Here is a 24,183-nt window from a genome sequence, read left to right as displayed (position 1 = left end):
ATTCGGATGGGTCTAGAGGGGTCAGTGGGGTCAACTGGGTGTAGTGATGGGGGAATAAGCAGAAAAGTGCGCTGAGGTTCCCCGGAATGCGTGGGTGAAAGAGGCTCGGAGGCGTCGTTAAGCACTCAGTGATGGCTCTGATGGGGGAAGCGCTGCGAGGTGCTATTACACTGTTTTCCATGACTAATCCGAGCGAGAGCACTACTGGTCCTGCGTTCCGGTATACCGCGCAGTTAGCCGGGGATATTGAGCGTACGTGGCAGAAATTCTGGATCGACAATGGCACATTTAACGCGCCTAACCCTGTCGGCGATCTAGCCGTCGCGGGGCAGGAACTTCCAGAAGACAAACTCTTCGTTCAAGACATGTTCCCCTACCCTTCCGGCGCTGGTCTGCACGTAGGCCACCCCCTGGGATACATCGCTACGGATGTATATGCGCGGTTTAACCGAATGCTGGGCAAAAACGTTTTGCACACCTTGGGCTATGACGCCTTTGGCCTGCCGGCTGAGCAATACGCGATCCAAACAGGGACGCATCCTCGGACCACCACCATGGCCAACATTGAGAATATGCGGCGCCAGCTCGGGGCTTTAGGCCTAGGCCATGATGCGCGCCGTAGCGTGGCAACCACGGATCCGGAGTTTTACAAGTGGACGCAATGGATCTTCCTGAAGATTTTCAACGCCTGGTTTGACAAGGATCTCAACAAGGCCCGTCCGATCTCTGAGCTCATTCCGCTGCTTGAGTCTGGCCAGGTTGAAACACCTGTCGAGTTCGGCGCGCCGTATAACGAGCTGGATTCTGTGACTCAGCGCAAGGTCGTGGACGCTTTCCGTCTTGTGTATCGCTCCAACTCCACGGTGAACTGGTGCCCTGGTTTGGGTACGGTTCTGGCCAATGAGGAAGTCACCGCCGACGGTCGCTCGGAGCGCGGTAATTTCCCGGTGTTCCGCAAGAACCTTTCCCAGTGGATGATGCGGATTACTGCGTACTCTGACCGTTTGATCGATGATCTTGAGGTCCTCGATTGGCCTGAAAAGGTCAAGAGCATGCAGCGCAACTGGATCGGTCGTTCCCGCGGCGCAGAGGTTGACTTTGAGGCGGCCGGCAAGACCATCACTGTGTTTACCACTCGCCCCGATACGCTGTTTGGCGTGTCCTACATGGTGCTCGCTCCGGAGCATGAGCTTGTCGACGCCCTCGTTGCCGCCGGTACCGGTTCCTATGAGGGGGTTGATGCCCGGTGGACCTTCGGCGAAGCTGACCCGGCCTCGGCTGTGGCTGCGTATCGCGCCTCTATCGCAGCAAAGAGCGATCTTGAGCGCCAGGAGAACAAGGAAAAGACCGGCGTTTTCTTGGGCGTATATGCCACTAACCCTGTAAACGGTGAACAGATCCCGGTATTTATCGGAGATTATGTTTTGACCGGTTATGGCACGGGCGCAATCATGTCCGTCCCAGCGCATGATGCGCGTGACTACGAGTTTGCCACCGAGTTTGGCTTGTCCATCCGTGAGGTTGTAGCAGGTGGTGACGTGAGCGTTGGGCCTTATGTAGAGCCTGGCACTGCGATTAATTCCGCCAATGACCGTGGCCTGGATATCAATGGTCTGGACAAAGCAGAGGCTATAGCTCGGGTTATCGAATGGCTGGAAGCACAGGGTGCTGGAGTGGAAAAGATCCAGTACAAGTTGCGGGATTGGCTCTTTGCCCGTCAGCGTTATTGGGGCGAGCCATTCCCCGTGGTCTATGACGAGGATGGCGTTGCTCATGCGCTACCCGAGTCCATGCTGCCGGTGGAGCTGCCTGAGGTTGAGGATTACAAACCTGTGTCCTTTGACCCAGACGATGCCGATTCTGAGCCGCAGCCACCGCTGGCTAAAGCCACGGAGTGGACCACCGTGGAACTCGACCTAGGCGATGGGCCGAAGACCTATACCTGCGACACAAACGTTATGCCGCAGTGGGCCGGTTCCTCTTGGTACCAGTTGCGCTATATCGACCCCACCAACAGCGAGCACTTCTGCAACATAGAGAATGAACGCTATTGGACTGGCCCGCGCGGAGAAAACGATCTCGGTGGCGTGGATCTTTACGTTGGCGGTGTGGAACACGCGGTGCTGCACTTGCTCTACTCGCGCTTCTGGCACAAGGTTCTCTTTGATCTTGGCTATGTCACTTCTGGCGAACCCTACCGCCGCCTGTTCAACCAGGGCTATATCCAGGCTTTTGCCTACACCGATAGCCGTGGAGTGTACGTTCCTGCCGCTGAGGTAGAAGAAAAGGATGGAAAATTCTTCTACAACGGCGAAGAAGTGAACCAGGAATACGGCAAGATGGGCAAATCCCTGAAGAACGCCGTGGCGCCGGATGAGATCTGCTCTGATTTCGGTGCAGACACCCTCCGCGTCTATGAGATGGCGATGGGTCCTTTGGATACCTCTCGTCCGTGGGCTACCAAGGACGTTATCGGTGCGCATCGCTTCTTGCAGCGGTTGTGGCGCTTGGTTGTCAACGAGGAGACCGGTGAGCTTTCGGTCACCGATGCCTCGCTCACAAATGATGATCTCAAGGCACTCAACCGCACCATTGCAGGTATTCGCGATGATTACCAAGGTCTGCGGATTAATACGGTAGTGGCTAAGGCTATTGAATACGTTAACTACCTGACCAAGACCTATTCCAAGGGCGCACCTCGGGAGGCTGTGGAGCCGCTGGCGATTATGGTTGCGCCTGTTGCGCCACACATCGCAGAAGAACTATGGAAGCGCCTCGGCCACGAGGAGACCATTACCTTTGAGCAGTTCCCTTCCTACGAGGAAAAATGGCTCAAAGACGATGAGGTAGAGCTCCCTGTACAGATCAACGGTAAGGTGCGCGCCCGCATTATGGTGCCTACCGACGCCACCCAGGATCAGATTGTAGAGATCGCGCTTGCGGAACCTACTGTGCAAAGCCACCTTGAGGGTAAAAACCTGTTCAAGCAGATCGTTGTGCCGGGACGTATGGTTAACCTCGTGATCAAGTAGCACGTATATGCAACTGGCCGGGCTCTGTGAAGGAGCCCGGCCTTGTTCTTTGGCTACCTAGGGTTCGATTACCGAGTCCGGGAGAGGAACCTCATGGAGATCGAATTGGTGATTAAGAGAAGTACTCCCACGCCGACATAGGAAAAAAAAGAATGCCCACCCCTTCTTGAGTGGATACTCCGAAAGAGACACCTAGTGAAAAGGCAGTGGCAAATCCGGCAGCGGTGCAGATGGAGAAACTTAGTGGGCTATAGGGCGTTCGCACGGTGCGGCTAAGAAACAGTGCATTCACAACTATGAGCGTCATGCCACATCCCATAACCTGCCATGCAGCAAAATCTACAGGTGCACCATAGGTGAAGACCCTGCTTATCGGAGTGCTGGGACTCCAGGACAGCCATAGTGCAGCAGTGAGGAAGCCTATGAAAAATCCGATGAAAAAGATCGATTTCACATTCGATTGATGGCGCCGTGATTCCAGCGTGGAAATACGTGATAGGGCTATCGCAGTGGGAAGCAAGACGAGAATGAAGGTCGACCATAGGAATTGATCAAAGAAGAATTCTGGTTTGGTCACCATCTATGCTCCTCAAAGTCATTGCAGCGTGTCGTAGTGACTGTGACTAGGCGGTCCATTAGGCAAGGCTCCTAAAATTTCCACCCCTCTAGTATCCCATGTAATGGGGGGCGAGAAGGGTATTTCTCAGCTGAACAATGACGGCAGATGTGCAACGGGTCAACTGGGTATATGTTCCGAGTAGCTTGTCCGACGGGTATGACTCGAGAAGAATCCTGATGTTTTTCTAATGTGACGGTAAATTTTATATTTGAGCTACTTTTGCGAGTTATGTGGGGTGTAACTGCTGTCACTTATAAGGGGTGGTGACTGGCTCGTAAATAAGGGGTTTACGTCGATGCGTGGGGGATGATTTCGCAGCTTAAGGCTAATTTTTTTGAATTTCAAAAGCTGGCAGACCTGCTATTTTCATGTGGTGCAGGGGTGTTGTGGGGGTACTTTTTTGACTGTGCCACGCTGTTTTGGTTTTAGATACAAAACCGCATAGGTAATAATTGTCCGGTATTTAATTCTAAAACCGGAGGATTCCCTCATGTCTCAACTTACGTCTCAGGCCACGAGGCACTTCAGCTGGAAGCGGCTGTGCGCCGTGGTGTTCCTGCTCCTCCCCGTGGTTGCTTCAGTTGTTTATATGTGGGCCATGTGGGATCCCACTAAAAATCTGCGTTCAGTAGACCTTGCTGTGGTCAACGAGGATGCTGGTGCGACTCGCAACGGTGAATTTGAGCGCTACGGCGACAAGGTGGTCAAGGGGCTGTTGGCTCGCGACTATCTGGCCTTCCGTGAAGTCGATGCCAACGAGGCTAAGAAGGGGCTAGACAGCGGTAAATACCTGTTCACGGTGACCATCCCGGAGTCTTTCTCCGCGAACGTCAACACTTTGCTGGCGGAAAAGCCCACCAACCCAGAGATCACGATCTCCTATAACGACTTCAACGGCACCAATGGTTCGGTGCTTACCGGTGGACTTGTGCCTAAGATTCAGCAAGCTGTGTCTGCCTCAATCTCGGAGTCTTATGCCAAGAAGCTCCTCAACGGTGTGAATAACCTCGGTGGCGGCTTGACCCGTGCAGCTGATGGATCTGCAAAGCTTGATGAGGGTGCCGGCAAACTGCAGGCGGGTTTGGCTAAGGGCATGTCTGGCGCGCAGCAACTTAACGGTGGCGCTCATCAGCTTTCCGACGGCACCTCCCAACTCGTAAACGGTAGCTCCCAGCTTGCTGCTGGTGCTGGTCGCCTAGCACAGGGCACTGCTCGCCTGGGTGATGGCGCACAGCAGATTGACGCGGGCGTCGGCAAGCTTACGGATACCCTCATCCCCGTGCTGACCACCGCGCAGAACGCGGCACCACAATTGCAACAGGCGGCAGACGCACTCCGTGCAATCGGAGCTGTGGAGCAAGCCAACAAGGTGCAGGAATTGGCCACCAAGTTTGACGCCAACAATCCTGATAACCAGGTCGCTCAGCTGCACAAGCTGAAAAATGGCACCGCTACCCTAGCGACTATGCTCAGCGACCCTAACTCTGAGTACTACGGCGGCGTTCTCAAGCTCAAAGACGGTATCGAACGGCTCAACACCGGCGCTGTCAAACTCAACGAGGGTGCAGGCAAGCTTGCCGACGGAACCACCAAGCTTGCCGACGGAACCCAGCAACTTCACGACGGCTCCATGAAGCTGAAGGACGGAACCTCGCAGCTGGCCGGCAAACTCGGAGAGGGTGCTTCCACCGCACCAAGCGCCAAGAACGTGGAAGCATCCGCAAAGCAGGTTTCCGTGCCAATCGTTTATAAAGAGAACAACTCCAACCCGGTGCAAACTGTGGTGGACTCCCATGACCCCACGGTCAAGTCTCTCTCCGGTGGCGCCTCGATGCTGATCGTTATGGTCTTCGGCTTCCTGCTTATGGCTATGGCTGCGATCCTTATCCCCCACGTCTTTGGCACTGATCGTCGTTCCGCTTTTGTTGGCCCGACGCTGAAGTCTTTCGCTGGTCTTGCTGGAATCGGAGTGATCACCCTTGCCGTGCTCGCTACGGGAGCATCTCTGGTGGGTTGGAAGCCGGCTTCTGTTGCGGGTATCGCTCTAGGCTTCTTGCTCACTGCCACCGCAGCTGCCGCAACAAACCAGATGCTGCGGGCTCTGCTCGGTCGCTTTACCGGCGGCATAGCCATTCTCGCGGCCTTTGCCTTTGGAATGTTCTCCTTCGGTGGCGTGTGGCCGTTGGCTACGGTCCCATCGTTCTTCCAGGTGTTCCACCCGATCACCCCGATGACCTATGCACGTAACGCCTTTGTTCAGGCATCGCAGGGAGAACTCAATGGTTCCTATGTAGTAGCCATCCTGGTTCTTCTCGCCTTCACCCTCATTCCGCTAGCCATTACCCTTGTGGTTAGGGCTGCTCGTGTGAAGAAGCTGCGCGAGGAACACGGCAACGACACCTCCGCTGAGGCCCCAGAACCCGCACTGGTCTAATGTAGGCGGGACTTGAACAAGCTGGCAGGGCAGAAGCTCTGCCAGCTTTTTGTATTCAGAGAGCTAGAAACGTTTGCATGAGGTATCGGTCGAGGTCAAAGCTGTAAAGGTATAGCGCCAAGGTTGTAGCAAGGAAACGGACAGTCTATTGTCAGACTCCCTGCCTAGGGTGGCCGGCATGGTTTTGCAACGAATGGGTTCTGTGAAGGCGGCGTCGGCGACGCTTGTGGCGGCGCTGGCTGTGGTATTTGCGCTGACGTTGATGAAAAGAACCTATTCGTTCGGCGGTTTCTGGAGCACCGAGGCACACAGGAATCGTTCCATTGACCTCCAGCTTTTCGACGCCTGGAGCAACCCCACGCTGTGGTACGCGCCCTGGTTAGATGCCGTGGAAACGTGGCGCTTTTTATCCCCTTTGGTTTCCTCCTGGTCACCATCATTGCTGAGCGCTGGCGGATACCCATAGTTTTTTCTACGCTGCTCGGGTTCTTTGTGAGCGTGGGAATAGAGACCGCCCAATACGTCTACGCTATCGGATACACAGACGTAGATGATGTTGTATGCAACACGGTCGGCGCCTTTTTGGGTGCCTGCTTTGCCCGAGTCCTAGGACACCGCGGACGCGGTTTCGTGGTCACACTTTTCTTGGTGGATGCTCTGTGCATCCTTGCAGAGATGGTGCTCTCCGTCGTCTTCTAACTGCTGTGTTGGTGAAGTAAAGCAGCCGTTGCCTGCGGAATAAAATCAGCGATTTTTGCCGCCCACGTGGGGGCTGGGCCATAGTCTGTTTGTGCAGACAACCACGCGGCCATGGCGTGGATGGAAACGCAAAGGGGAACAACATCCATGCCGGAACGGGCGACCCAGGCGCCTATGAGACCAGTGAGTACGTCGCCACTACCGGGAGTTGCAGCCCAGGAGTGTCCGGCATTGATGCACACCACGGAATCGGCTGATCCGATAATCGTGACCCGACCTTTCAAAAGCACCTGGCACCCTAATGCCTGCGCTAGATCCTGGACTGCACCTATCCGATCCTCATGAACATCTCGGATGCCGGTATACCGTGCGGCTAACCGAACGAACTCGCCCTCGTGAGGCGTGATCAAAGTGTTCCACCCATGCGCGCTACGACGAGTCAGCACGTTACGCAGCTCGGACTCTTGCGCTAATTGGGTGATGCCATCGGCATCGATGATCAGTGGTTCTGGTCGCTGGAGCAGGTCGGACAGCCAATCCGTGTCGCCCGCGCCGGGGCCATAGGCCCAGGCTTGGACGCGGTCGGCGTCGATAAGCATTTCCGTAGCCACTACCTCGGGACGCGCACGAACCACATCCCGTGCGCACGAACCGACGAAGCGCACCATCGACGGCGTGGCGTGCACTGCCGCCGTAGCGGTGAGAACAGCCGCGCCGGGGTACGTTTCCGAGCCCGCAATAACACCAACTACTCCCCCGCTGTATTTATTGTGCTCAGCCGCCGGCTCCAGGGGCTCTGTGATGCGTAGCGGCTCAGGGCGAAGAAAACGATCTGGCCAAGAGAAGCGATTCCGTTGGAGTGTCTGGAAGAACTCGGCCGCGGGGTTCTGTGTAGAAAGAGCCTGCGCGAGTGACTGACCAGCGTCTATATCGGTGACAAGGACCTCACCGCAACGTGGGGAGACAGCATGTGCAATGCGGGCGGCCCCAAAAGTGATGGTTACATCTGCGGTCACGCAGGCGGAGTTGGGGCCGGTTGACCCGGTATCAGAATCTACGCCGGAAGGGACGTCGACGGCGAGTATCGCAGGTCCCTGTGTCACTGCTTCCCGCCAGATGCTCCATGCTTTGTCTCGCAATCCAGCGGTTCCTCCCAGCCCGATGATCGCGTCGATCACCAGGTCTGCATCCGGGAGTGGCGCCAGCACGCCGCCTGCTTGATCAAAGGCCACAAGCGCTGGTGCCTGGGCCGAGGAAGATGTCAAGACTGCGTGGACCGTGTGGCCAAGCTGTGCAAGTAGCGCGCCGGCATAAAGTCCATCGCCACCATTACCGCCGCTACCCGCTACGACCAGTACTTTTGCTGGTGTATGTGGAAGCATGCACAGGGCTGCCTCGGCGACCGCCTGCGCTGCTTGCCGCATCAGCGCATCAGGTTCGGCGGCTTGGATAAGGGGATTCTCGGCTGCACGAATGTCTGCGACGGAGTAAGCATGCATGTTCCATAGGATAGCCCGCGTGCTGTAGGGTCTGCGGCGATTTCGGCACCACTATTGGCGGGTTATGGCTGAGGCTGGCAGGTGGGGCACCAGAAGAGGTTTCGTCCCTCCATCACTTGTCCGCTGATCGGCGTGCCGCATATATAACAGGGCTGACCCAATCGGCGATACACGTACACTTCCCCGCCATGGTCATCTTTACGGGGTGCCCGGCCCATGGCTTGAGGCGTGTGTTCAGGCCGGACGGTGTCGATACGCCCTACTCGTACGCCTTCCTGCATGAGATAAACCAAGTCTTCCCAGATGGCGTCAAGATTTTCCACTTCGCGGCCGGGCAAGAAGGGGCTTATCCCCAGCCGAAAGAGCGATTCCGCACGGTAGATATTCCCCACCCCAGCAAAAAGATGCTGGTCCATGAGCAATGATCCAATTGATTTCCGTGAACGAGCGACACGCTGCCGCACGACGCTGAGGTCCGAGTCTGGACGCAGCGGGTCTGCGCCAAGCTTGCCGACGGCTACCTCCATCTCTTCTGCCGTAATGAGGCGGCACCACTGCGGTCCCCGTAGATTTGCCGCTACCCCGTCGTTCTCTATCCGCAGCCGGATCTGACCCTTGAGCTCGTCAATTGGGTCAAAATGCAGGCTGCCGATAAGGCCTAAATGAATGTGCACAATGTGCTCTGGCGTGGGAGCCTCGAATTCGAGGAAAAGATGTTTACCCCATGCATGGGCCTCATGGAGTGGTGTGGCATGGATAAGCGCAGCTTCTGCGGCGAATCTCCCCTGAGGGGAGGTGACACGTGGCGCTTTTCCTTGGAAATGCTTATTGAGCTCGCGAGCGAGCCGGTGGATGACATGGCCTTCTGGCATACCATCTATCATAGATAAATACGGAAACCCTAACAAACCTTGCTTATTAAAAAGTAGAGTGTATTATAGGGATCATGAAGAATTTCACTGTTCCAGGAATCAATGAAGCAGACGCCAAGCAGCTTATCGATCACCTGCAGGAGCGGCTCACCGACTATAACGATCTTCATCTCATTTCTCAAGCACGCCTATTGGAATGTCCACGGTCAAAACTTCATCGCAGTCCACGAGATGATCGACCCCCAGGTCGACATCGTGCGCGGTTACGCCGATGAAGTAGCAGAACGAATCGCCACCCTTGGTGGCTCCCCCATCGGTACACCAGCCGGCCACGTGGAAAACCGCACGCCACTGGAGTACACGGTCAACAGCGCAAGCACCCACGACCACCTCATGGAACTGAACAAGGTATACACCAAGGTTCTAGAAGGAGTTCGCGAATCCATGGCTAGCGCCGGCGACCTCGACTCGGTTACCGAAGACATGTATATCGGGCAAGCGGCTGAACTAGAGAAGTTCCAATGGTTCGTGCGCGAGCACATTGTCGACGACAACGGGAACTTGTAAAGAGTTGTTCTCAAGGGGTGTTTCCCAACGCAGAATGGTTGGGAAACACCCCATTTTTATCTCTTTGAACTAGTGCTGTGCAGCCACTTATTTTTTACTGTGGCTGCACAGCTTATCTCCGGAGGTTAGGAGCTAAGGCTATCGGGCTAGAAAAGTCTGGAAGAGGAATCCGACTAAGGCACCGACTAGGCCGAGGCCGCCAAGGACACTAAGGACAATTTTCCAGATTGGTGTGGCTGGTTGATGAGTGTCGGAGTTATCTGGGTTTTCTTTTAGTAGATCTTCCCGATTATCCGTATCTTTAACTGAAGGAACGAATTTCGGATTGTAAACTTTCCTCAGCGAATAAGTCTCGTTGCCTTCGCCTGCAGAGGCATCATAAGACGGCACATAGAAGGTGCCCTCATCGAGTTGAAGAATTGGGCCATGAATATGCTCGTAGGTTTTATTTCCATCAGGGATTGCAACAGGATCAATATCTTTAATTGGCTTGAATGTTTGGGAATCGCGCCATTCGAGTTTGCCAGTACTGCCATTTAAGGAAATGACCTGTCCTTCTTTGTTTACAAAGAGATTGCCCCATCCGGCGATGTCTTCAGTCTGAACAGGTTCAAACGATGAGAGGTTTCCAGAACTGTATTCAAAACTTTGAGCATATGAAAGTTTTGAATACGAATTATTATTTGCTCTTACAATAGTCGAGCCATTGCTATGTGCTGCTGACCTTGCAAGACTCACAAAAGAAGTACCAGATTCTTTTAGCAGTTTAGCGGTAACTCCATAGGTCTTATGTGGGTCAATTGAAACCATAAGACCGTATACTTTACTTCCATCTTTTTTGCCTTCTCCGTCTGCATTCAAGATAAAAGTTCCGTCATCCATGGGTAATAGTTCGAAAGGCTCATTAAGGTTGCTAGGAGAACCGTATAAATAACTCTCTGAATAGTCTTCGAAGTTCTCTTGTTTGAGCAGATCTGAACTACTGGGTAGAGGCTGGGTCGTAAATTTTCCTTGCTCTATGATTCCTAGTTGGGATGGGGTGACTATAGCGACTGTTTTTGTTTGTGGATGATACCCAAGAGCTGTGATCCCCTGTTCAAAAGTGTGAACTTTTTCAGGATTTCCAAAGCCACTTTTCTGATCAACATGAACTTTAAATAAAGTTGTTTTATCGTCGGTATATATTTTTTTGTTTCGCGTAGTTTCTTCTTTTTTACCTACGTAATAGAAGTCTCCATTCTCTGGATCGAATGTTGTTGCCCCGTACTCGTTAATCTTGATATCTGTGAAATGTTTTTGATTCAAATCACGGTCCAATAGAGCGATTCCCGATCCTTGATGCTGGGTAAATCTGTACCCGGACGTTGCAAGAACTATATTGCCATTGAAGTTGAATATACTTCTGTGAAGCTCGTAGGGCACTTTGTTGTTGAAGCTGTTGCTTGCTACGCGGAACTTAGCATTATCAAAAGTTGGCCGTTTAATTTCCGGATGTTGAGTGGTGTTAAAAGTAAAAGAGAGTGGCGCTAATCCGCTTCCCACGCTGTAGAACTCGGAAAACATTTTGTTGCCAGCTTGGGTCAAAGTAGAGGGGATATTGCTCCAAGAAGCAGTATCATCTGTGTGTTTAAAATCTGCACCGGCGGTATAAAGTTCTGCGATAGGGACATCACCGTTGTTAGTATAGGTTTCCGATTTTTTATATTGCTTGGAAGTCACTTTTCCATAGATGAAAGAACCTTCTTTTTCTATTACAATGCGTGGATTTTCCAGTTTTAGATCTAATTCACAAGTGTCTGTTCCATTACAATACTTTTTATACTGGATGCCACCCTTGAACTGGGCTTCAAAGCGTTCGGTGGTAGGGTTGTAGCTTGTTTTTTCTAGTTCAAAAGTAAACTCGTTTTTGTTCGCGTTTTCTTTAGCTCCACCAAAAACCGACGTAGGACCACCGGTGTAATTATTGAAAGAGGTTCGGATTCCCCACGTGAGGGATCCTGTGTTGGAAATGCCTTCTGCGAGCTCTGCGACCGGGGTCTTTGATTCTTTCTCTGCCGGATTGTTATTCCTGGTTCCGGTGGGAACGTCGGTAGGCGTCGCAGCTTTGTTTTCTTTGTTATTAGAATCTGCATCGCTGTCTTTTTCGTCCGTTGTGGACGTTCCCTCTGGGGTTTCAGATACTGCAGTGTCTGCGGTCGGCGTGTTTGTGGCGCTGGGTGCGCTCGGGGCAGGTAGAGGGCTGTTGGAGGCACTTTCTTCTGCGGTCGCATGTAGTCCGGTTACGGGCAGTAGTGCGGCGAGGGTGGTCGTCGCGATGAGCGAACGATAGAAATATTTGTTCTTCACGGGTTATCTTTCCGACAGATGAGGGAAAACTTGCTATGTCGGGGTCTAAATATAACCAAATAGGTAAGGGATGCCTAACCTTTCTTTTTGTGGGGGTAAGGTTTGTCTTACTTAGGTGCTACTTAGTTGTTGCTGCGACTAATGGTTGACCCCCCAAACAATTCCTTTGATACAGGCAAAACGATGCTCGCAAGCAAGAAAAAAGCCCGCGGGAAGCGGGCTGAAGAACGTTGGGGAAAGACTCACTTATGCCTGAGTGCGCTCCATGGGCTCGGTTGAAGCGATGATCTTCACCCGATTTTTGCGGCCGCGCAAGAACTCAATGAGCACTGGGATGACTGAAACAAAGATCACGGCGAGGAGCAGGATTTCAATGTTGTTGCGCACAAAAGGAATACCGCCGAGTAGATAGCCAAGGACGGGAACTCCCATGCCCCAGACGATGGCACCAGCTAGGTTGATCAAGGAGAACTTTTTGTAGTTCATCTTGTTCATGCCTGCGAGTACTGGGACAAGGGTTCGCACGATGGGGATGAATCGACCCAGGAATACGGCAGCGGATCCACGGCGCACAAAGAATTCTTCGGCGGAATGTAGCCGCTCTATTCCGATCTTTCGGCCTGCCCAGCTATTCATAACGGCTGGGCCGACTTTCTTCCCCACAAAGTAGCCGACTTCGTTGCCCACGAATGCGGCGATGCCTACGGTGAGGCACACTACCCATAGGGGAGCGAGAGGTTTGTCGCCGTTGGCGAGCATTCCGGCTGCAAATAAGAGTGAGTCGCCGGGAAGGAAGAATCCCAGCAGGATGCCGGTTTCAGCGAAGACGATCAGTGCTAGACCAATCAGGCCAACGCTGGTAAGAAGCCCCTGAGTATCTTGGAGCATATGTAAAAATTCGGTCACGACGAGCCTCTCGGTGACTAAAGAAAGATAGTTGAGATTGCTGAGATGTCATCAAAACAATCAGTCTTGGAAACTTTAGACCTCTTTGTCGGGTAAAGCTATGGGAATACCCTGTGGAATAATCGTGAAAATCGAACCTCTTGGCTGGTAGCTACGGCCCTATGGTGGTTTGTATGACGCATCGCGCCTTATGAAACACCATTTTCGCTTTTTCTCCTTCTGCTCTACAGAGTACGATGACCTTTGTGTCCCAAAGCAAAATCCTCCTATATTACAAGTTCACTCCCATCGTTGACCCCAAGGCATTGATGCTATGGCAGCGCGATATGTGTGAGCTGCTTGGTCTTAAAGGCCGCATTCTCATTTCTGAGCATGGAATCAATGGAACCGTTGGCGGTGACATGGAAGCCTGCAAGCGATATATCAGGAAGTTCCGTGAATATCCTGGTTTCCGTGGAACAGAATTCAAGTGGTCTGATGGCGAGGCAGAAGATTTTCCCAAGCTCAGCGTGAAAGTTCGCGATGAGATCGTGGCGTTTGGCGTGCCAGGTGAACTCAAGGTGGACAAACGCGGCGTGATCGGCGGCGGCGTTCACTTGAAGCCGGAGGAAGTTAACAAACTCGTTGAAGAGCGTGGCGACGACGTCGTCTTCTTCGATGGCCGTAATGCGATGGAAGCGCAGATCGGTAAGTTTAAAAATGCCGTTGTGCCAGATGTAAACACCACCCACGATTTTATTCGTGAGCTGGAAAGCGGTAAGTACGATTGGATGAAAGATAAGCCGGTCGTCTCATACTGCACTGGCGGCATCCGCTGTGAGATCCTCTCCTCGCTTATGAAGAACCGCGGGTTCAAAGAGGTGTATCAAATCGATGGCGGCATCGTGCGTTATGGCGAAAAATACGGCAATGAGGGCCTGTGGGAAGGCTCCCTGTATGTCTTTGATAAACGCATGCACATGGAGTTTGGCAATGGCGTACAAGACCCAGGATTTATTCAGCTAGGGCACTGCGTTCAGTGCGGTAAAGCCACCAATAAGTTTGAGCACTGCATCAATGAAGATGAGTGCCGTGACCTAGTACTGATGTGCCCGGAATGCTATGAGAATCCTGCTACCAGGAACTGCGGCCGGGACCACTGTGTGGAGGTCGCGCGGGAAGCCACCCTCGCCCAAGCATGAGGGCCTTGGGGCGTTAGCATTGTTGCCTAATGCCCCACGATGGTCATCTGGAATACAGTGACCATCCACAGCATCATCCAGGGCACAAGCACCCAAAATGTGCCCATCCACGGGCGCCACCGGGTGTATGTGATGTACTTGCGCCACAAGATGATGCCGCAGCTGAGAGTGCTGGCAAGGGGGATAAGGCTGGTCAGCAGTGGCCACCAGATTTCCGCAGAACGGCTGCAGATCCAGGTGGCGTGGCCGGAATCGCAGAGTGGGCCGCCGAGTGTGCGGGAGACAATCGCCAGAATGAATGCGACGATCCCCGTGACAATCGGAGTGCCAATCGCCCAGGCCACGGCTTGTCGTGTAGAATGCCGGTTGAGTGTTGCTTGGTGGAGCGGGTCGGGGGCGTCGGCAAGCTCATCAAAGGTTGTGGGATCCGGGCGGTGCCGATTGACATAGTCTGCGTCGGACTGGAGGTCGTTTTCTGGGTGTTCGAGGTGCTTGGCCATAAAGAACTCTCTTGTCCTTCCGGCACTACGCGTTAACGCGGCCGGACGATGATCTCGGGTATGTGGGCGTCCACGGTGGTTTCTAGAGAGGTGAGCACAAGTTTTGCCACGGAAGCAGGGGCGATAAACGCAGATCCGTTGTAAACGCCACTCTCTTGTTCGACGATGCTTCGTTGCATCCCTGTGTCGATCCTTCCCGGAAACACGGATGTAACACAAATCATAGGCTCTTCAAGGCGAAGTGCGTCACACCAGGCCCGTGCAGCGAATTTACTAGCGGAATAAGCCCCCCACTGTGGGTTCGTCCGCATTCCCGCTCCCGAGTTTATGTACACAACATGGCCGGAAGCAGATCGTAGCTGCGGCAGCAAGGCCGCGGTGAGCTCCACCGGGGTATGGAGATTGACGGACATATGCAGTTCCCAGTCGGAACGCTTAACGGTAGAGACTCTGCCTAGGGAAGCGACACCGGCGCAGTGGATGAGAGCGTCGATAGGGCCGATCTGGGTCAGCTCCGAGACGGCACCTGCGGGGAGATCTTGTGCAAAATCTGCCTGCCCCACCAGTGCACATTGGGGTGGTTGATGGCGGCGGGGGCAGTGCGATAGTGGGTGTAGACGGTCCAGCCGTGTTCCAGGAGTAATTGGGTAACGCTTAACCCCACGCCCTGGCTGGCTCCTGTGACTACTGCGCAGCGACTCATGACGTACCTTCCTTGCCGTGTGTGATGTCGTGCGTTCGAGGCTACTTTGAAGACTTGCTCGTTGCCGGAATCATCAACACGGGCACGCTCACGTAGGGGAGGATCTCCGTTGCTTGAGACCCGATGAACACCCGCTCAAAAGCACCAAGAGGGGTGGAGCCAAAGCACAGAAGATCGCCTTTTTTCCATTTCACTGCGTCTATAGCTCCCTGCCATCCGGCACCAGAAGCAATGTGCGTCTCTACGTTGACCTCGGGTTGTTCCTTGTGCACGGTATCTCTGGCTCGATCCAGTACCGCAAGGGTGTTTTCCCGCCACTCAAGGGCGATGTCTCGCGGCAACTCCACGGAGTCTGAGATAGGCGGAACCCCAAAATCGCTAGGGGAAAGAGCAAGAACGCGCAACGGTACATTCCATGCAGCGGCAAGGGCCGCGGCGCGGATGAGCGCTTGACTATCGGTGTCGTCGCCGGTGTAGGCAAAGTTGACCCTGGTGACGCCGCGCTTGGAAAGGCTGGGTTTACGTGGCGTAAGCGCCAGCGGGTTAGGGGAGGAGTGCAGCAATGCGTCGGCGGTCGATCCAGCGAGGAAACGACCTTTAGGGGCTGCAGCGTCAGAACCCAATATGACTATGTCTGCGCGGAAGTCTGCGGCAGCATCGGAGAGAAGTGCCGCCTCGTTGGTTCCGTCACAGAAGACGGAGACGGTTGAGTTCCAATGTTCTTGGGAGATATCCGCGCGGATAAGGTCCCGCTTTACGGCTTCTTCGCAGGCAGCGGCTTCTTTTTTGAACCACTTTTTGTATTTCGTTCCGAGTTTTTTGCCCGTGCGAGAGGGCCAGGGCCGGAGGAAAGTGGTCACGCAGCGGACTTCCACGCTGGTGGTTCGGGAAAACCATGCGGCACAATCAAGGGCCGCTGAGCCTGTGGAATTAGGGGTCCATGCGACGAGGACGCGGACTGGGTCGTGCGCGAAGCCTGTGGGGGAGGACTTCTTAGAACTATCTGACTTCTTTGCCATCGACTCAAAACTCTACCGCAGCATGAGAGATTCGCTGAGCGCGTGAGCGGGAAAGCGAATCTTCCTACGCAAGATGTTGGGATTAGTCCTTTTCGTTTTCCAACATGGATGACGTGTACGTGGTGGAGAGCTTGTTGATAACGTCCGCAACCTTGTCCATCTGGGCGTATTCCTCGGGCGGCAAAGTGGCGAGCATATCTGCCAGGTACTTTGTGCGCTCTTCTCCCACGCGCAGCAATTCAGCTTGGCCGAATTCTGTGAGCTGCACCTTGACGCCGCGGCGGTCGGACTCGTCGCGAATGCGTTCGACGATCCCGCGTTTTTCCAGGTGATGAAGCGCATTAGACGCAGTGGGCATACGGATGCCTTCAGCCTGGGCGATGTGGCTGATGCGGGCGGGGCCGGAGTTGGACAGACGCGTCATGATGGTGAGCTGAGGCTGCGTCAGGTCAGACTGCTCCGCGACCCGAAAGTACAGCACATAGAGCTGGGTCAGAGCCGGGCGGATCTTTTCTGCAAGTTCGTAAGGAGTCTGCGACGTCATAAAACGTATTCTAATTACTGAAAAATAGTTTGGTGGTAATAAGCACCAAGTACTTTGTGCAACAAACACATTGAGGCACACCCGTTGCGCAGTCAAAAGCGGCGGAATAATTACGTGCGGCAGCTTATCGACGCACGTAAGTGGCTTTTTGCTCGCGCTCGGAGGCGGATACGCGGGGTTAAGAGAAGAACACCCGTGAGGGGTGAGAAAACTGCGCTAGAATTGTGCGATGCTCGTCTTCAGAAACGAAGTATCGCATCAATGGGATCGTCGGCACAGCCTTGGATTGTGGAAACAAGGCGCGATCACCACAGATTCGCTATGCGACGCCGACTTCCTTCTCGTCGCGGCCGCACGATTTCACGGCGAACCAGCACACCGCCCCTGCCCAATTTGTGAAGACCCTGACCTTAGGACCGTCTATTGGGTTTATGGCGAGGAGCTCGGGCGGGCTTCCGGAAGTGCGCGCAGCCTTGAGGAGATAGGTGAATTTGCTGCACAAGGAAAAGAATTTACGGTCCACACTGTAGGGGTCTGCGCAGCGTGCAAATGGAACCACTTGCTGCGCTCTGTGACCGCCTCAGACGACGGTAACAAGCGCACATAAACCCCTGGTGACCTGCCCTTAAGCTCTAAGTGAACGGCGCAGTTGGGTGGGCGTCGATACGCTCTTTTAGCAACCAGTCGCGTGGAGCCGCTGGCGCTGCGTACGCGTGGGACCTAGTGATAGCGCGGAATGAGCAGTAAAGTTTGAATAACGTGACTACAAGTTTCACTGCACAAAGATAAATAACAAGGAAGCACAAGTCAGTTGGCAGATTCAGATAAGGACAAGGCATCAAGAAAGCCGAACAACGGCTCATCGGATGCCAACAAGGGCAACGCTAAAGCCAAGCGCCCCGCAGGCCGCTCTGGCCAGCCGCAAAAAAAGAAGCCTGGACGCCCCGCGGGCAAAGCCGCTGCCGGCGCGCGCACCCGCAACTCGCGCCCCAAAAAAGCCAAGCCTCAAGCTCGGCCAAAATGGGTGAAGCCCACGATCCTGACCACCATCGCGGCGCTCGTGATCGCACCATTCGTGGCTTTCGCAGCGGCCTACATAGTCACCGACGTGCCAGAGCCAAGCGAGCTGGTAACCAAACAGGTTTCTCAGATCTTTGCCTCTGACGGTGAAACCCAGCTTGCAAAAATCGTCCCACCAGACGGCAACCGCACCCAAGTGCCCATTGAACAGGTACCAGAAGTAACCCGCCACGCTGTCTTAGCGGCAGAAGACCGCGAGTTCTACACCAACTCAGGCTTCTCCTTCACCGGTTTCGGGCGCGCTATCATCGGCCAACTCACCGGCAATCCATCAGCCGGTGGCGGATCCACCATCACCCAGCAATACGTGAAGAACATGGTGGTGGGTAACGATTACTCCTATATGCGCAAAGTAAAGGAGCTCGTCTACTCCGTCAAAATGGCTAATGAATGGAGCAAAGACGAAGTCCTCAGCGCTTACCTCAACACCATCTACTTTGGACGCAACGCCTACGGCATCGACTCTGCGGCACGCGCCTACTTTGGGATCCCTGCTTCCGATCTCAACGTTGCGCAATCTGCAGTACTCGCTGCGGCCATCCAGCGCCCAAGTCAACTTGACCCCTGGACCAACCGCGGAGAATCTGAACTGCGCTGGAATTACGTCCTCGACGGCATGGTGAGCTCTGGCTGGCTCGACCCCCATGAGCGCGCCGGGCTGGTCTATCCGGACACCATCGACCCCGCTCTCAACCAGGCATACACCGAGGCTGACGGCACAAACGGTCTGATCAAGAACCAGGTTATGGCGGAACTGACAAGCCTGGGAATCACGGAAGATGAGGTCCAAACGCTGGGCCTACGCATCACCACCACCATTGACCAAAAGGCTCAGCAGGCCACCGTCGATGCGGTCAAGAAGAACCTGGCGGACGAGCAGGCAAAGACTCGCGTGGCCGCCGTGAGCGTCGAGCCAAGCACCGGCGCGGTGCGCGCTTACTACGGCGGAGAAGACGCTGGTGGATATGACTACGCCAACGCTCCGCTGCAAACCGGTTCGACCTTTAAAATCTTTGGGCTCGCAGCAGCGCTGCAACAAGGAATTCCAACGTCTGCGTATTACAGCTCAGATCCCTTCACTCTGCCTGGCGGCATCACCGTGAAAAACGTTGATCAGGGCTGTGGTAGCTGCACCATTAAGGAAGCCCTGAAGAAGTCCTACAACACTAGCTTCCTTCGTCTACAGGGAGATCTGAAAAACGGTAGCCAGGACACCGCCGATATGGCCCACGCGTTGGGCGTAGCGCGTTCGCTGCCGGGGATTGAAAAGACCCTGACCGAGAACGGAAACCAGCCCTATGAGGGCGTCATTCTGGGTCAGTACCAGTCGCGCCCTCTGGACATGGCGCACGCGATGGCCACCTTGGCTAACTACGGTGTCTGGCACAAAGAATACTTTGTGGAGAAAATCGAGACCGTCGACGGCAAAGTCTTGTATCAGCACGAAAAGTCCGACGGCGAACGCCGCGTCTCCGAAAAAGTGGCGACCAACGTCCTTGACGCCATGGCACCGATCGCAGCGTGGTCCAACGGCAATAGTCTCGCAGGGGGACGTCCTTCTGCTGCCAAGACGGGTACCACACAGCTCGGGGATACCGGCTCCAACAAAGACGCATGGATGCTCGGTGCCACCCCACAGCTGGCGACGGCAGTGTGGGCTGGAACCTCTGACAACTCCCCGCTGCTTAACTCGTGGGGCGGTCTGATGTACGGCTCGAACCTCCCGGCAGAGCTGTGGAAAGACATCGAAGATAACTCTCTCCAAGGCAAGAGCGTGGAGAAGTTCAAGGCCGCAGAATCCATCGGTTGGGCTAGCGGCAAGTACACCTACGCGCCGCCGCCTGTGGCCACTACGCGCCGCAATGAGCCTAAACCAGAAGAAGCCCCGACCCCTGACGGACAAGCCCCTGGGGCCCCAGCAGTGCCGGGAGCTCCTGACGGACAACCTCCTGCAGCGCCAGGTGGTGGCGGAGGTCTTCTCCCTGATCTCCTGCTTCCGCTGCTTGGTGGCTAAGCTCGGCTAGGTCTTGCTAAGTCCTGTGAGTAATGCGCAGAATTAACTCTCCATCGCAAAGTTCTGCACCACGAGTGCAGATCGCGGTGGAGAGTTGTTGTATGCGAGCAGGCCTTGCACGTACGACGGTGTGCGTCGGTAATGCACTACCGTTGGGAGATAAAAACACGATTATTTGTATAGATACGCGTGACACAGGCCGCGCTCTATGCAGGACATTCTTTCCGAAGGGAATCCACACCAGCGATGACTAAGGAGCGAAGAGGCGCTAGACGAGGTGCCCTAACACTTGGTAACCCTCACTCTCGGGTTTCCCCTGGCCGCAGCGAACCCATCGCGCGTAGTTTTACGGAGTTTCTGGGCGGACCTTTGGGGAGATTTTCCCAGGTAGGGACACAACGCTGGTGGACACCCCTGCGCCTGCTCGTGACCGTCGCCCTGAGCTTTCTCAGTCTCGCGTACATGGCAAAGGCCAACTGTCTCCACGGAAACGAGGTCGCCGGCACAGCCCAGCTGGATTGGTCCGGTAACAAACAGTATGTTTCCGCTTGCTACACGGATATTATTCCGCTCTACAGCGGGCGTGGATTAGACCAACCGGGCTTCCCTTATTCGTATTCCTGGCAGGAAAATGGCGTTACTAGATACATGGAATATCCCGTGTTGACGGGAATCTTCCAATGGATCATGGCAACGATCACTCGGCTGGGGTATCCGGCCATTCATGCGCTGTTCCCTAGTGTCCCTGAGGTCTCTTTCTACTTCACCATTACTGCGCTGACTATGGCAGTGCTGTGGGCAGCGGTGGTGGCGATGCTCGCGGAGCTGGCGGGAAATCGCGTGTGGGATGTGGTGCTGGTTGCTGCGTCGCCCCTTGTTGTTGTTCATGCTTTTACTAACTGGGACATTCTCGCGATCGCTGCGGCTATAGGGGCGCTCGTAGCTTTTCGACGCCACCATCTGGTGACCACAGGCATATTGATCGGCGTGGGCACCTCCTTCAAACTGTGGCCGGCTTTCCTGCTCGGCGCATTGTTGATCGTGGCGCTGCGGAGCAAAAAACTACGAGCTTGGTGTGTCCTTGTTGCGGGAGCACTGGCCACGTGGCTGGTTATTAACGTCCCCGTGATGCTTGCTTATCCCAACGCCTGGGGTGAGTTCCTGCGGCTTAACTCTCAGCGCGGGTGGGAATGGACCACCATTTATGCTGTGCTTTCTCGGGAATTGGGATGGTCTGGCCTGGATCCTGCGGGGAAGACCCCGACAGACCTCAACATGGTGACTCTGCTGTTGTTCATTGCGGCGTGCGTGGGCATTGCCGTTTTAGGGTTATGCGTGCGTAGGCGACCCAGGGTTGCAGAACTTGTTTTTCTTATCGTTGCGGCGTTCCTCTTGATTAATAAGGTGTGGAGTCCGCAGTATTCGTTGTGGCTGGTTCCGCTCGCGGTCCTTGCGCTGCCTTATTGGCGGTTGATTTTTGCTTGGGGGCTTATCGACGCCGCCACCTGGACCATCCTCATGTGGCACCTTCTTGGAGCTGAGAACAAGGGGGCTCCGGCGGGGTTACTCGATCTTTTCATTCTTGGTCGAGATGGTTTGATTCTTATTATCGTGGCATTGGTGATTCGCCAGATGCTCGGAAAATCGGTGGATAAGGTGAGTCGCGATCACGACGGGTGCGACCCGCTGGCGCTGGCTGGACCTTTTGGGTGCCAAGACAGGTGGGCATTGAGTCCAAAGCACCCCCAACCCGACAAGACAATTGAGCGAGAGGCGATGAAGAGCTGATGTCTACTGCCATCATGATTGCCACCATGTCGAGTGTGTTCCTCGGCTTTGCGTTCTTTACCGGCGCTTTTGCCAGTTATTCCTATGGAAAACCCGGAAAATTGACCTGGTCGCTTTTTGCTATCGCGGTTCTCCTCATCACTGTTATTCCCGTGGTTCTTGCGATCTCGGTGGCTGTGTAAGTCGCTGTGCGCAACGACTAGATTGTGGCGGGCTCATCGCGGCGGGTTCTGCGTAACGAGTCCAAAGAGGCTACGCTGTGACGGTTGGCTTAAGCACTGAGATGTGCTTGCTAATGACAGGCTCGTTGTGCCCAGCAATTATTTTCTGTTCACGTTTCCCTTTGAGCGATGGCCTCGGCCACAAAACTGCTGAAAAGAATCGACTTTTGGTAGTTGGTGGGGTATCTTTGAACGGTTGCTGACGCAACGACCCTCCTGCTACATCCAACCGGGGTGTGGCCGAACTTTAAAAATACAAGACCATAGGAGGTGATGAGGTCCGTGCGTCACTACGAAGTCATGATCATTCTGGATCCTTCCCAGGATGAACGCACTGTTGCCCCGTCCCTGGACAAGTTCCTCGAGATCGTCCGCAAAGAAAACGGCACCGTGGAAAAGGTTGATATCTGGGGTAAGCGCCGTCTGGCCTACCCGATCGCCAAGAAGGAAGAGGGCATCTACGCTGTTCTCAACCTCAACTGCGAGTCTGCAACCGTTCTGGAGCTCGACCGCGTGTTGAACCTGAACGATGGCGTTCTCCGCACCAAGGTTCTGCGTGGCGATAAGTAATCCGGTTGGCGGCTGTTAGTCGCTAAGCAGATTATTCTTCGCGCAGAAAGTTTCATCTAGCGCAAGCGAATCCCGCTTTCCACAGAAGAACACCAAAACGTCACACATATTTTATGGCGCTGACGTTGTAAAGAAAGGCTGACAATGGCTCAAGGAGACGTCAACATTACGGTCGTTGGCAACTTAGTTGCTGACCCGGAACTTCGCTTCACCCCAGCTGGTGCGGCGGTTGCCAATTTCCGTATCGCCTCGACTCCACGTCGGTATGACTCTCAGTCAAACCAGTGGGTAGATGGCGAGGCCTTGTTCCTGCAATGCAACGTGTGGCGCCAGGCCGCAGAGAACGTCGCAGAGTCCTTGACTAAGGGCATGCGCGTGATTGTTACCGGGCGCTTGCGCCAGCGCTCTTACGAGACTCGTGAGGGTGAAAAGCGCACCGTTATGGAGCTTGAGGTCGACGAGGTCGGCCCATCCTTGCGGTACGCGTCGGCAAGCATGAACCGTAACCCTCGTGAGGGCGGTAACGGCGGAAATTATGGTGGCGGCAACTTCGGTGGAAACTCAGGCGGTGGCTTTGGTGGCAACGGCGGATCCCAAGGTGGATTCGGCGGTGGCCAACAGAGCAGCCAAAACTCCGCACCGGCTAATGACCCGTGGAGCAGCGCCCCGCCAGCAGGTGGATTCGGCGGTGCTGACGCTGAGCCGCCATTCTAACGGCCAGTTCAACACCACGTATCAACTTTAATCACACTTCACCGAGCCGCTTCGGTCTCCTGAGATCGGGACTCGGTTAGTACCACGAAAGGCAGGGATCATGAAGCTGATCCTCACCGCTGCCGTTGAAAACCTCGGTGTCCCTGGTGACATCGTTGAGGTTAAGGACGGCTACGGACGTAACCTTCTGCTTCCTCGCGGCCTGGCCATCGTAGCCACCCGCGGCGCAGAGAAGCAGATTGAGGGCATCAAGCGTGCCCAGGAAGCTCGCGCTATTCGCGATCTGGACCATGCACGTGAGGTCAAAGCACAGCTCGAGGCACTTGAGGGTGTCACCGTAGCAGTGAAGACCTCTGAGAAGGGTAAGCTCTTCGGTTCTGTTTCCGCCGAGGATATTGCCGCTGCCGTTAAAAAGGCTGGCGGTCCGAACCTGGACAAGCGTTCCATCGAGCTGTCGAAGCGACTGGTTAAGTCCATCGGCAAGTTCTCTGTGAACGTCAAGCTGCACTCCGACATCGCAGCAACGGTTAACTTCGAGGTCGTCGCCGCCTAACAAGCGCGCCTGACGACGGCTAGCTCTGACTAGCCCAACGACAACAGCAACCTGCGGTCCCCGCTTCATCCACATGGATGGGACGGGGCCCGCAGGCTTTTTCAAGATTCCACAGGTAGCAGAGATGCTGCCAGTGATGGCCTTTGGGGATATTTATCCGACCTTAAAAGCGCTGCGTGAGACTTGCATAATGCGTGAAATTACCCCCGCTTGTCGGAGCTGTTGAGAGCTGTGAAAAACATTCACAGCAAATTGCCAGCTCAGGGCAATAATGCTGCTTTATATGCTGTGGATAACCCATGTCAAATATGCAGGTTAAGGG

Annotated in this window: 18 protein-coding genes and 3 pseudogenes; 12 read left to right on the top strand and 9 right to left on the bottom strand. The window is 54.6% G+C overall.

Annotated elements, in window-relative coordinates; all coding sequences use genetic code 11:
- Nucleotides 1–179 precede the first annotated feature (179 nt).
- The gene (gene leuS / locus CBE74_RS24170; RefSeq protein ID WP_087454955.1) at nt 180–3,032 is read left to right on the top strand and encodes a leucine--tRNA ligase; all 2,853 of its coding nucleotides are present in this window, start codon (nt 180–182) and stop codon (nt 3,030–3,032) included.
- A 112-nt stretch (nt 3,033–3,144) separates the two neighbouring features.
- On the opposite strand, the gene CBE74_RS24165 is transcribed toward leuS, so the two are convergent.
- Nucleotides 3,145–3,612, bottom strand: coding sequence for a hypothetical protein (locus tag CBE74_RS24165; protein WP_087454751.1), 468 nt, complete (start codon nt 3,610–3,612; stop codon nt 3,145–3,147).
- Nucleotides 3,613–4,141: 529 nt separating this feature from the next.
- Between CBE74_RS24165 and CBE74_RS24160 the strand changes: the two genes are divergently transcribed.
- Nucleotides 4,142–6,085 carry a YhgE/Pip family protein gene (locus CBE74_RS24160; RefSeq protein ID WP_087454750.1) on the top strand — a complete coding sequence of 648 codons (1,944 nt, stop codon included), beginning with the start codon at nt 4,142–4,144 and terminating at the stop codon, nt 6,083–6,085.
- 178 nt (nt 6,086–6,263) lie between these two features.
- Nucleotides 6,264–6,784, top strand: a pseudogene (locus CBE74_RS24685) (VanZ family protein).
- Here the strand turns inward: CBE74_RS24685 and CBE74_RS24145 are convergent.
- Nucleotides 6,781–8,283 (bottom strand): bifunctional ADP-dependent NAD(P)H-hydrate dehydratase/NAD(P)H-hydrate epimerase, encoded by a 1,503-nt coding sequence (locus CBE74_RS24145; RefSeq protein ID WP_087454749.1) that lies wholly within the window; start codon nt 8,281–8,283, stop codon nt 6,781–6,783. The pseudogene CBE74_RS24685 and the gene CBE74_RS24145 overlap by 4 nt on opposite strands.
- A 62-nt stretch (nt 8,284–8,345) precedes the next feature.
- On the bottom strand, nt 8,346–9,167 hold the full coding sequence (locus CBE74_RS24140) for an Fpg/Nei family DNA glycosylase (protein ID WP_134316127.1): 822 nt from the start codon (nt 9,165–9,167) through the stop codon (nt 8,346–8,348).
- Between the two features lie 62 nt (nt 9,168–9,229).
- On the opposite strand from CBE74_RS24140, the pseudogene dps reads away from it, so the two are divergent.
- Nucleotides 9,230–9,722 (top strand): annotated as a pseudogene (gene dps, locus CBE74_RS24135) (DNA starvation/stationary phase protection protein Dps).
- A gap of 138 nt (nt 9,723–9,860) precedes the next feature.
- Here the strand turns inward: dps and CBE74_RS24130 are convergent.
- Both CBE74_RS24130 and CBE74_RS24125 read right to left on the bottom strand, forming a co-directional pair.
- Nucleotides 9,861–12,068 carry an HtaA domain-containing protein gene (locus CBE74_RS24130; RefSeq protein WP_087454748.1) on the bottom strand — a complete coding sequence of 736 codons (2,208 nt, stop codon included), beginning with the start codon at nt 12,066–12,068 and terminating at the stop codon, nt 9,861–9,863.
- A 246-nt stretch (nt 12,069–12,314) separates the two neighbouring features.
- Entirely contained in the window at nt 12,315–12,974 is a 660-nt protein-coding gene (locus CBE74_RS24125) for a DedA family protein (RefSeq protein ID WP_087454747.1), read from the bottom strand.
- A gap of 245 nt (nt 12,975–13,219) precedes the next feature.
- Here CBE74_RS24125 and trhO point away from each other — a divergent pair, with 245 nt between their 5' ends.
- A complete protein-coding gene (trhO, locus tag CBE74_RS24120; RefSeq protein ID WP_087454954.1) occupies nt 13,220–14,155 on the top strand; it encodes an oxygen-dependent tRNA uridine(34) hydroxylase TrhO in 936 nt (311 codons plus the stop codon).
- 26 nt (nt 14,156–14,181) lie between these two features.
- On the opposite strand, the gene CBE74_RS24115 is transcribed toward trhO, so the two are convergent.
- The 4 genes and pseudogenes from CBE74_RS24115 to CBE74_RS24100 form a co-directional block, all read right to left on the bottom strand.
- The gene (locus CBE74_RS24115; protein WP_087454746.1) at nt 14,182–14,655 is read right to left on the bottom strand and encodes a hypothetical protein; all 474 of its coding nucleotides are present in this window, start codon (nt 14,653–14,655) and stop codon (nt 14,182–14,184) included.
- 32 nt (nt 14,656–14,687) lie between these two features.
- Nucleotides 14,688–15,358, bottom strand: a pseudogene (locus CBE74_RS24110) (SDR family oxidoreductase).
- A 41-nt stretch (nt 15,359–15,399) separates the two neighbouring features.
- Nucleotides 15,400–16,377 (bottom strand): universal stress protein, encoded by a 978-nt coding sequence (locus CBE74_RS24105; RefSeq protein ID WP_087454745.1) that lies wholly within the window; start codon nt 16,375–16,377, stop codon nt 15,400–15,402.
- Between the two features lie 82 nt (nt 16,378–16,459).
- Complete coding sequence (locus CBE74_RS24100; RefSeq protein WP_087454744.1) at nt 16,460–16,921, bottom strand: MarR family winged helix-turn-helix transcriptional regulator; 462 nt, start codon at nt 16,919–16,921, stop codon at nt 16,460–16,462.
- A gap of 229 nt (nt 16,922–17,150) precedes the next feature.
- Here CBE74_RS24100 and CBE74_RS24095 point away from each other — a divergent pair, with 229 nt between their 5' ends.
- From CBE74_RS24095 to rplI, 7 genes are all read left to right on the top strand, one after another.
- Nucleotides 17,151–17,528, top strand: coding sequence for a DUF5318 family protein (locus CBE74_RS24095; RefSeq protein WP_087454743.1), 378 nt, complete (start codon nt 17,151–17,153; stop codon nt 17,526–17,528).
- Nucleotides 17,529–17,732: 204 nt separating this feature from the next.
- Nucleotides 17,733–20,015, top strand: a complete 2,283-nt coding sequence (locus CBE74_RS24090; protein WP_087454742.1) for a transglycosylase domain-containing protein — start codon at nt 17,733–17,735, stop codon at nt 20,013–20,015.
- A 246-nt stretch (nt 20,016–20,261) separates the two neighbouring features.
- Nucleotides 20,262–21,803, top strand: a complete 1,542-nt coding sequence (locus tag CBE74_RS24085) for a glycosyltransferase family 87 protein (RefSeq protein WP_087454741.1) — start codon at nt 20,262–20,264, stop codon at nt 21,801–21,803.
- Nucleotides 21,803–21,985 carry a hypothetical protein gene (locus CBE74_RS24080; RefSeq protein WP_087454740.1) on the top strand — a complete coding sequence of 61 codons (183 nt, stop codon included), beginning with the start codon at nt 21,803–21,805 and terminating at the stop codon, nt 21,983–21,985. The genes CBE74_RS24085 and CBE74_RS24080 overlap by 1 nt, the downstream gene beginning before the upstream one ends.
- Before the next feature lie 321 nt (nt 21,986–22,306).
- A complete protein-coding gene (rpsF, locus tag CBE74_RS24075) occupies nt 22,307–22,594 on the top strand; it encodes a 30S ribosomal protein S6 (RefSeq protein WP_013242888.1) in 288 nt (95 codons plus the stop codon).
- 144 nt (nt 22,595–22,738) lie between these two features.
- Complete coding sequence (locus CBE74_RS24070) at nt 22,739–23,308, top strand: single-stranded DNA-binding protein (RefSeq protein WP_087454739.1); 570 nt, start codon at nt 22,739–22,741, stop codon at nt 23,306–23,308.
- Nucleotides 23,309–23,408: 100 nt separating this feature from the next.
- Entirely contained in the window at nt 23,409–23,861 is a 453-nt protein-coding gene (gene rplI, locus CBE74_RS24065) for a 50S ribosomal protein L9 (RefSeq protein WP_013912605.1), read from the top strand.
- Nucleotides 23,862–24,183 lie beyond the last annotated feature (322 nt).

Source organism: Corynebacterium silvaticum (assembly GCF_002162115.2).
In the GTDB taxonomy this organism is placed as follows: domain Bacteria; phylum Actinomycetota; class Actinomycetes; order Mycobacteriales; family Mycobacteriaceae; genus Corynebacterium; species Corynebacterium silvaticum.
This window is presented reverse-complemented; position numbering and strand designations above follow the sequence as displayed.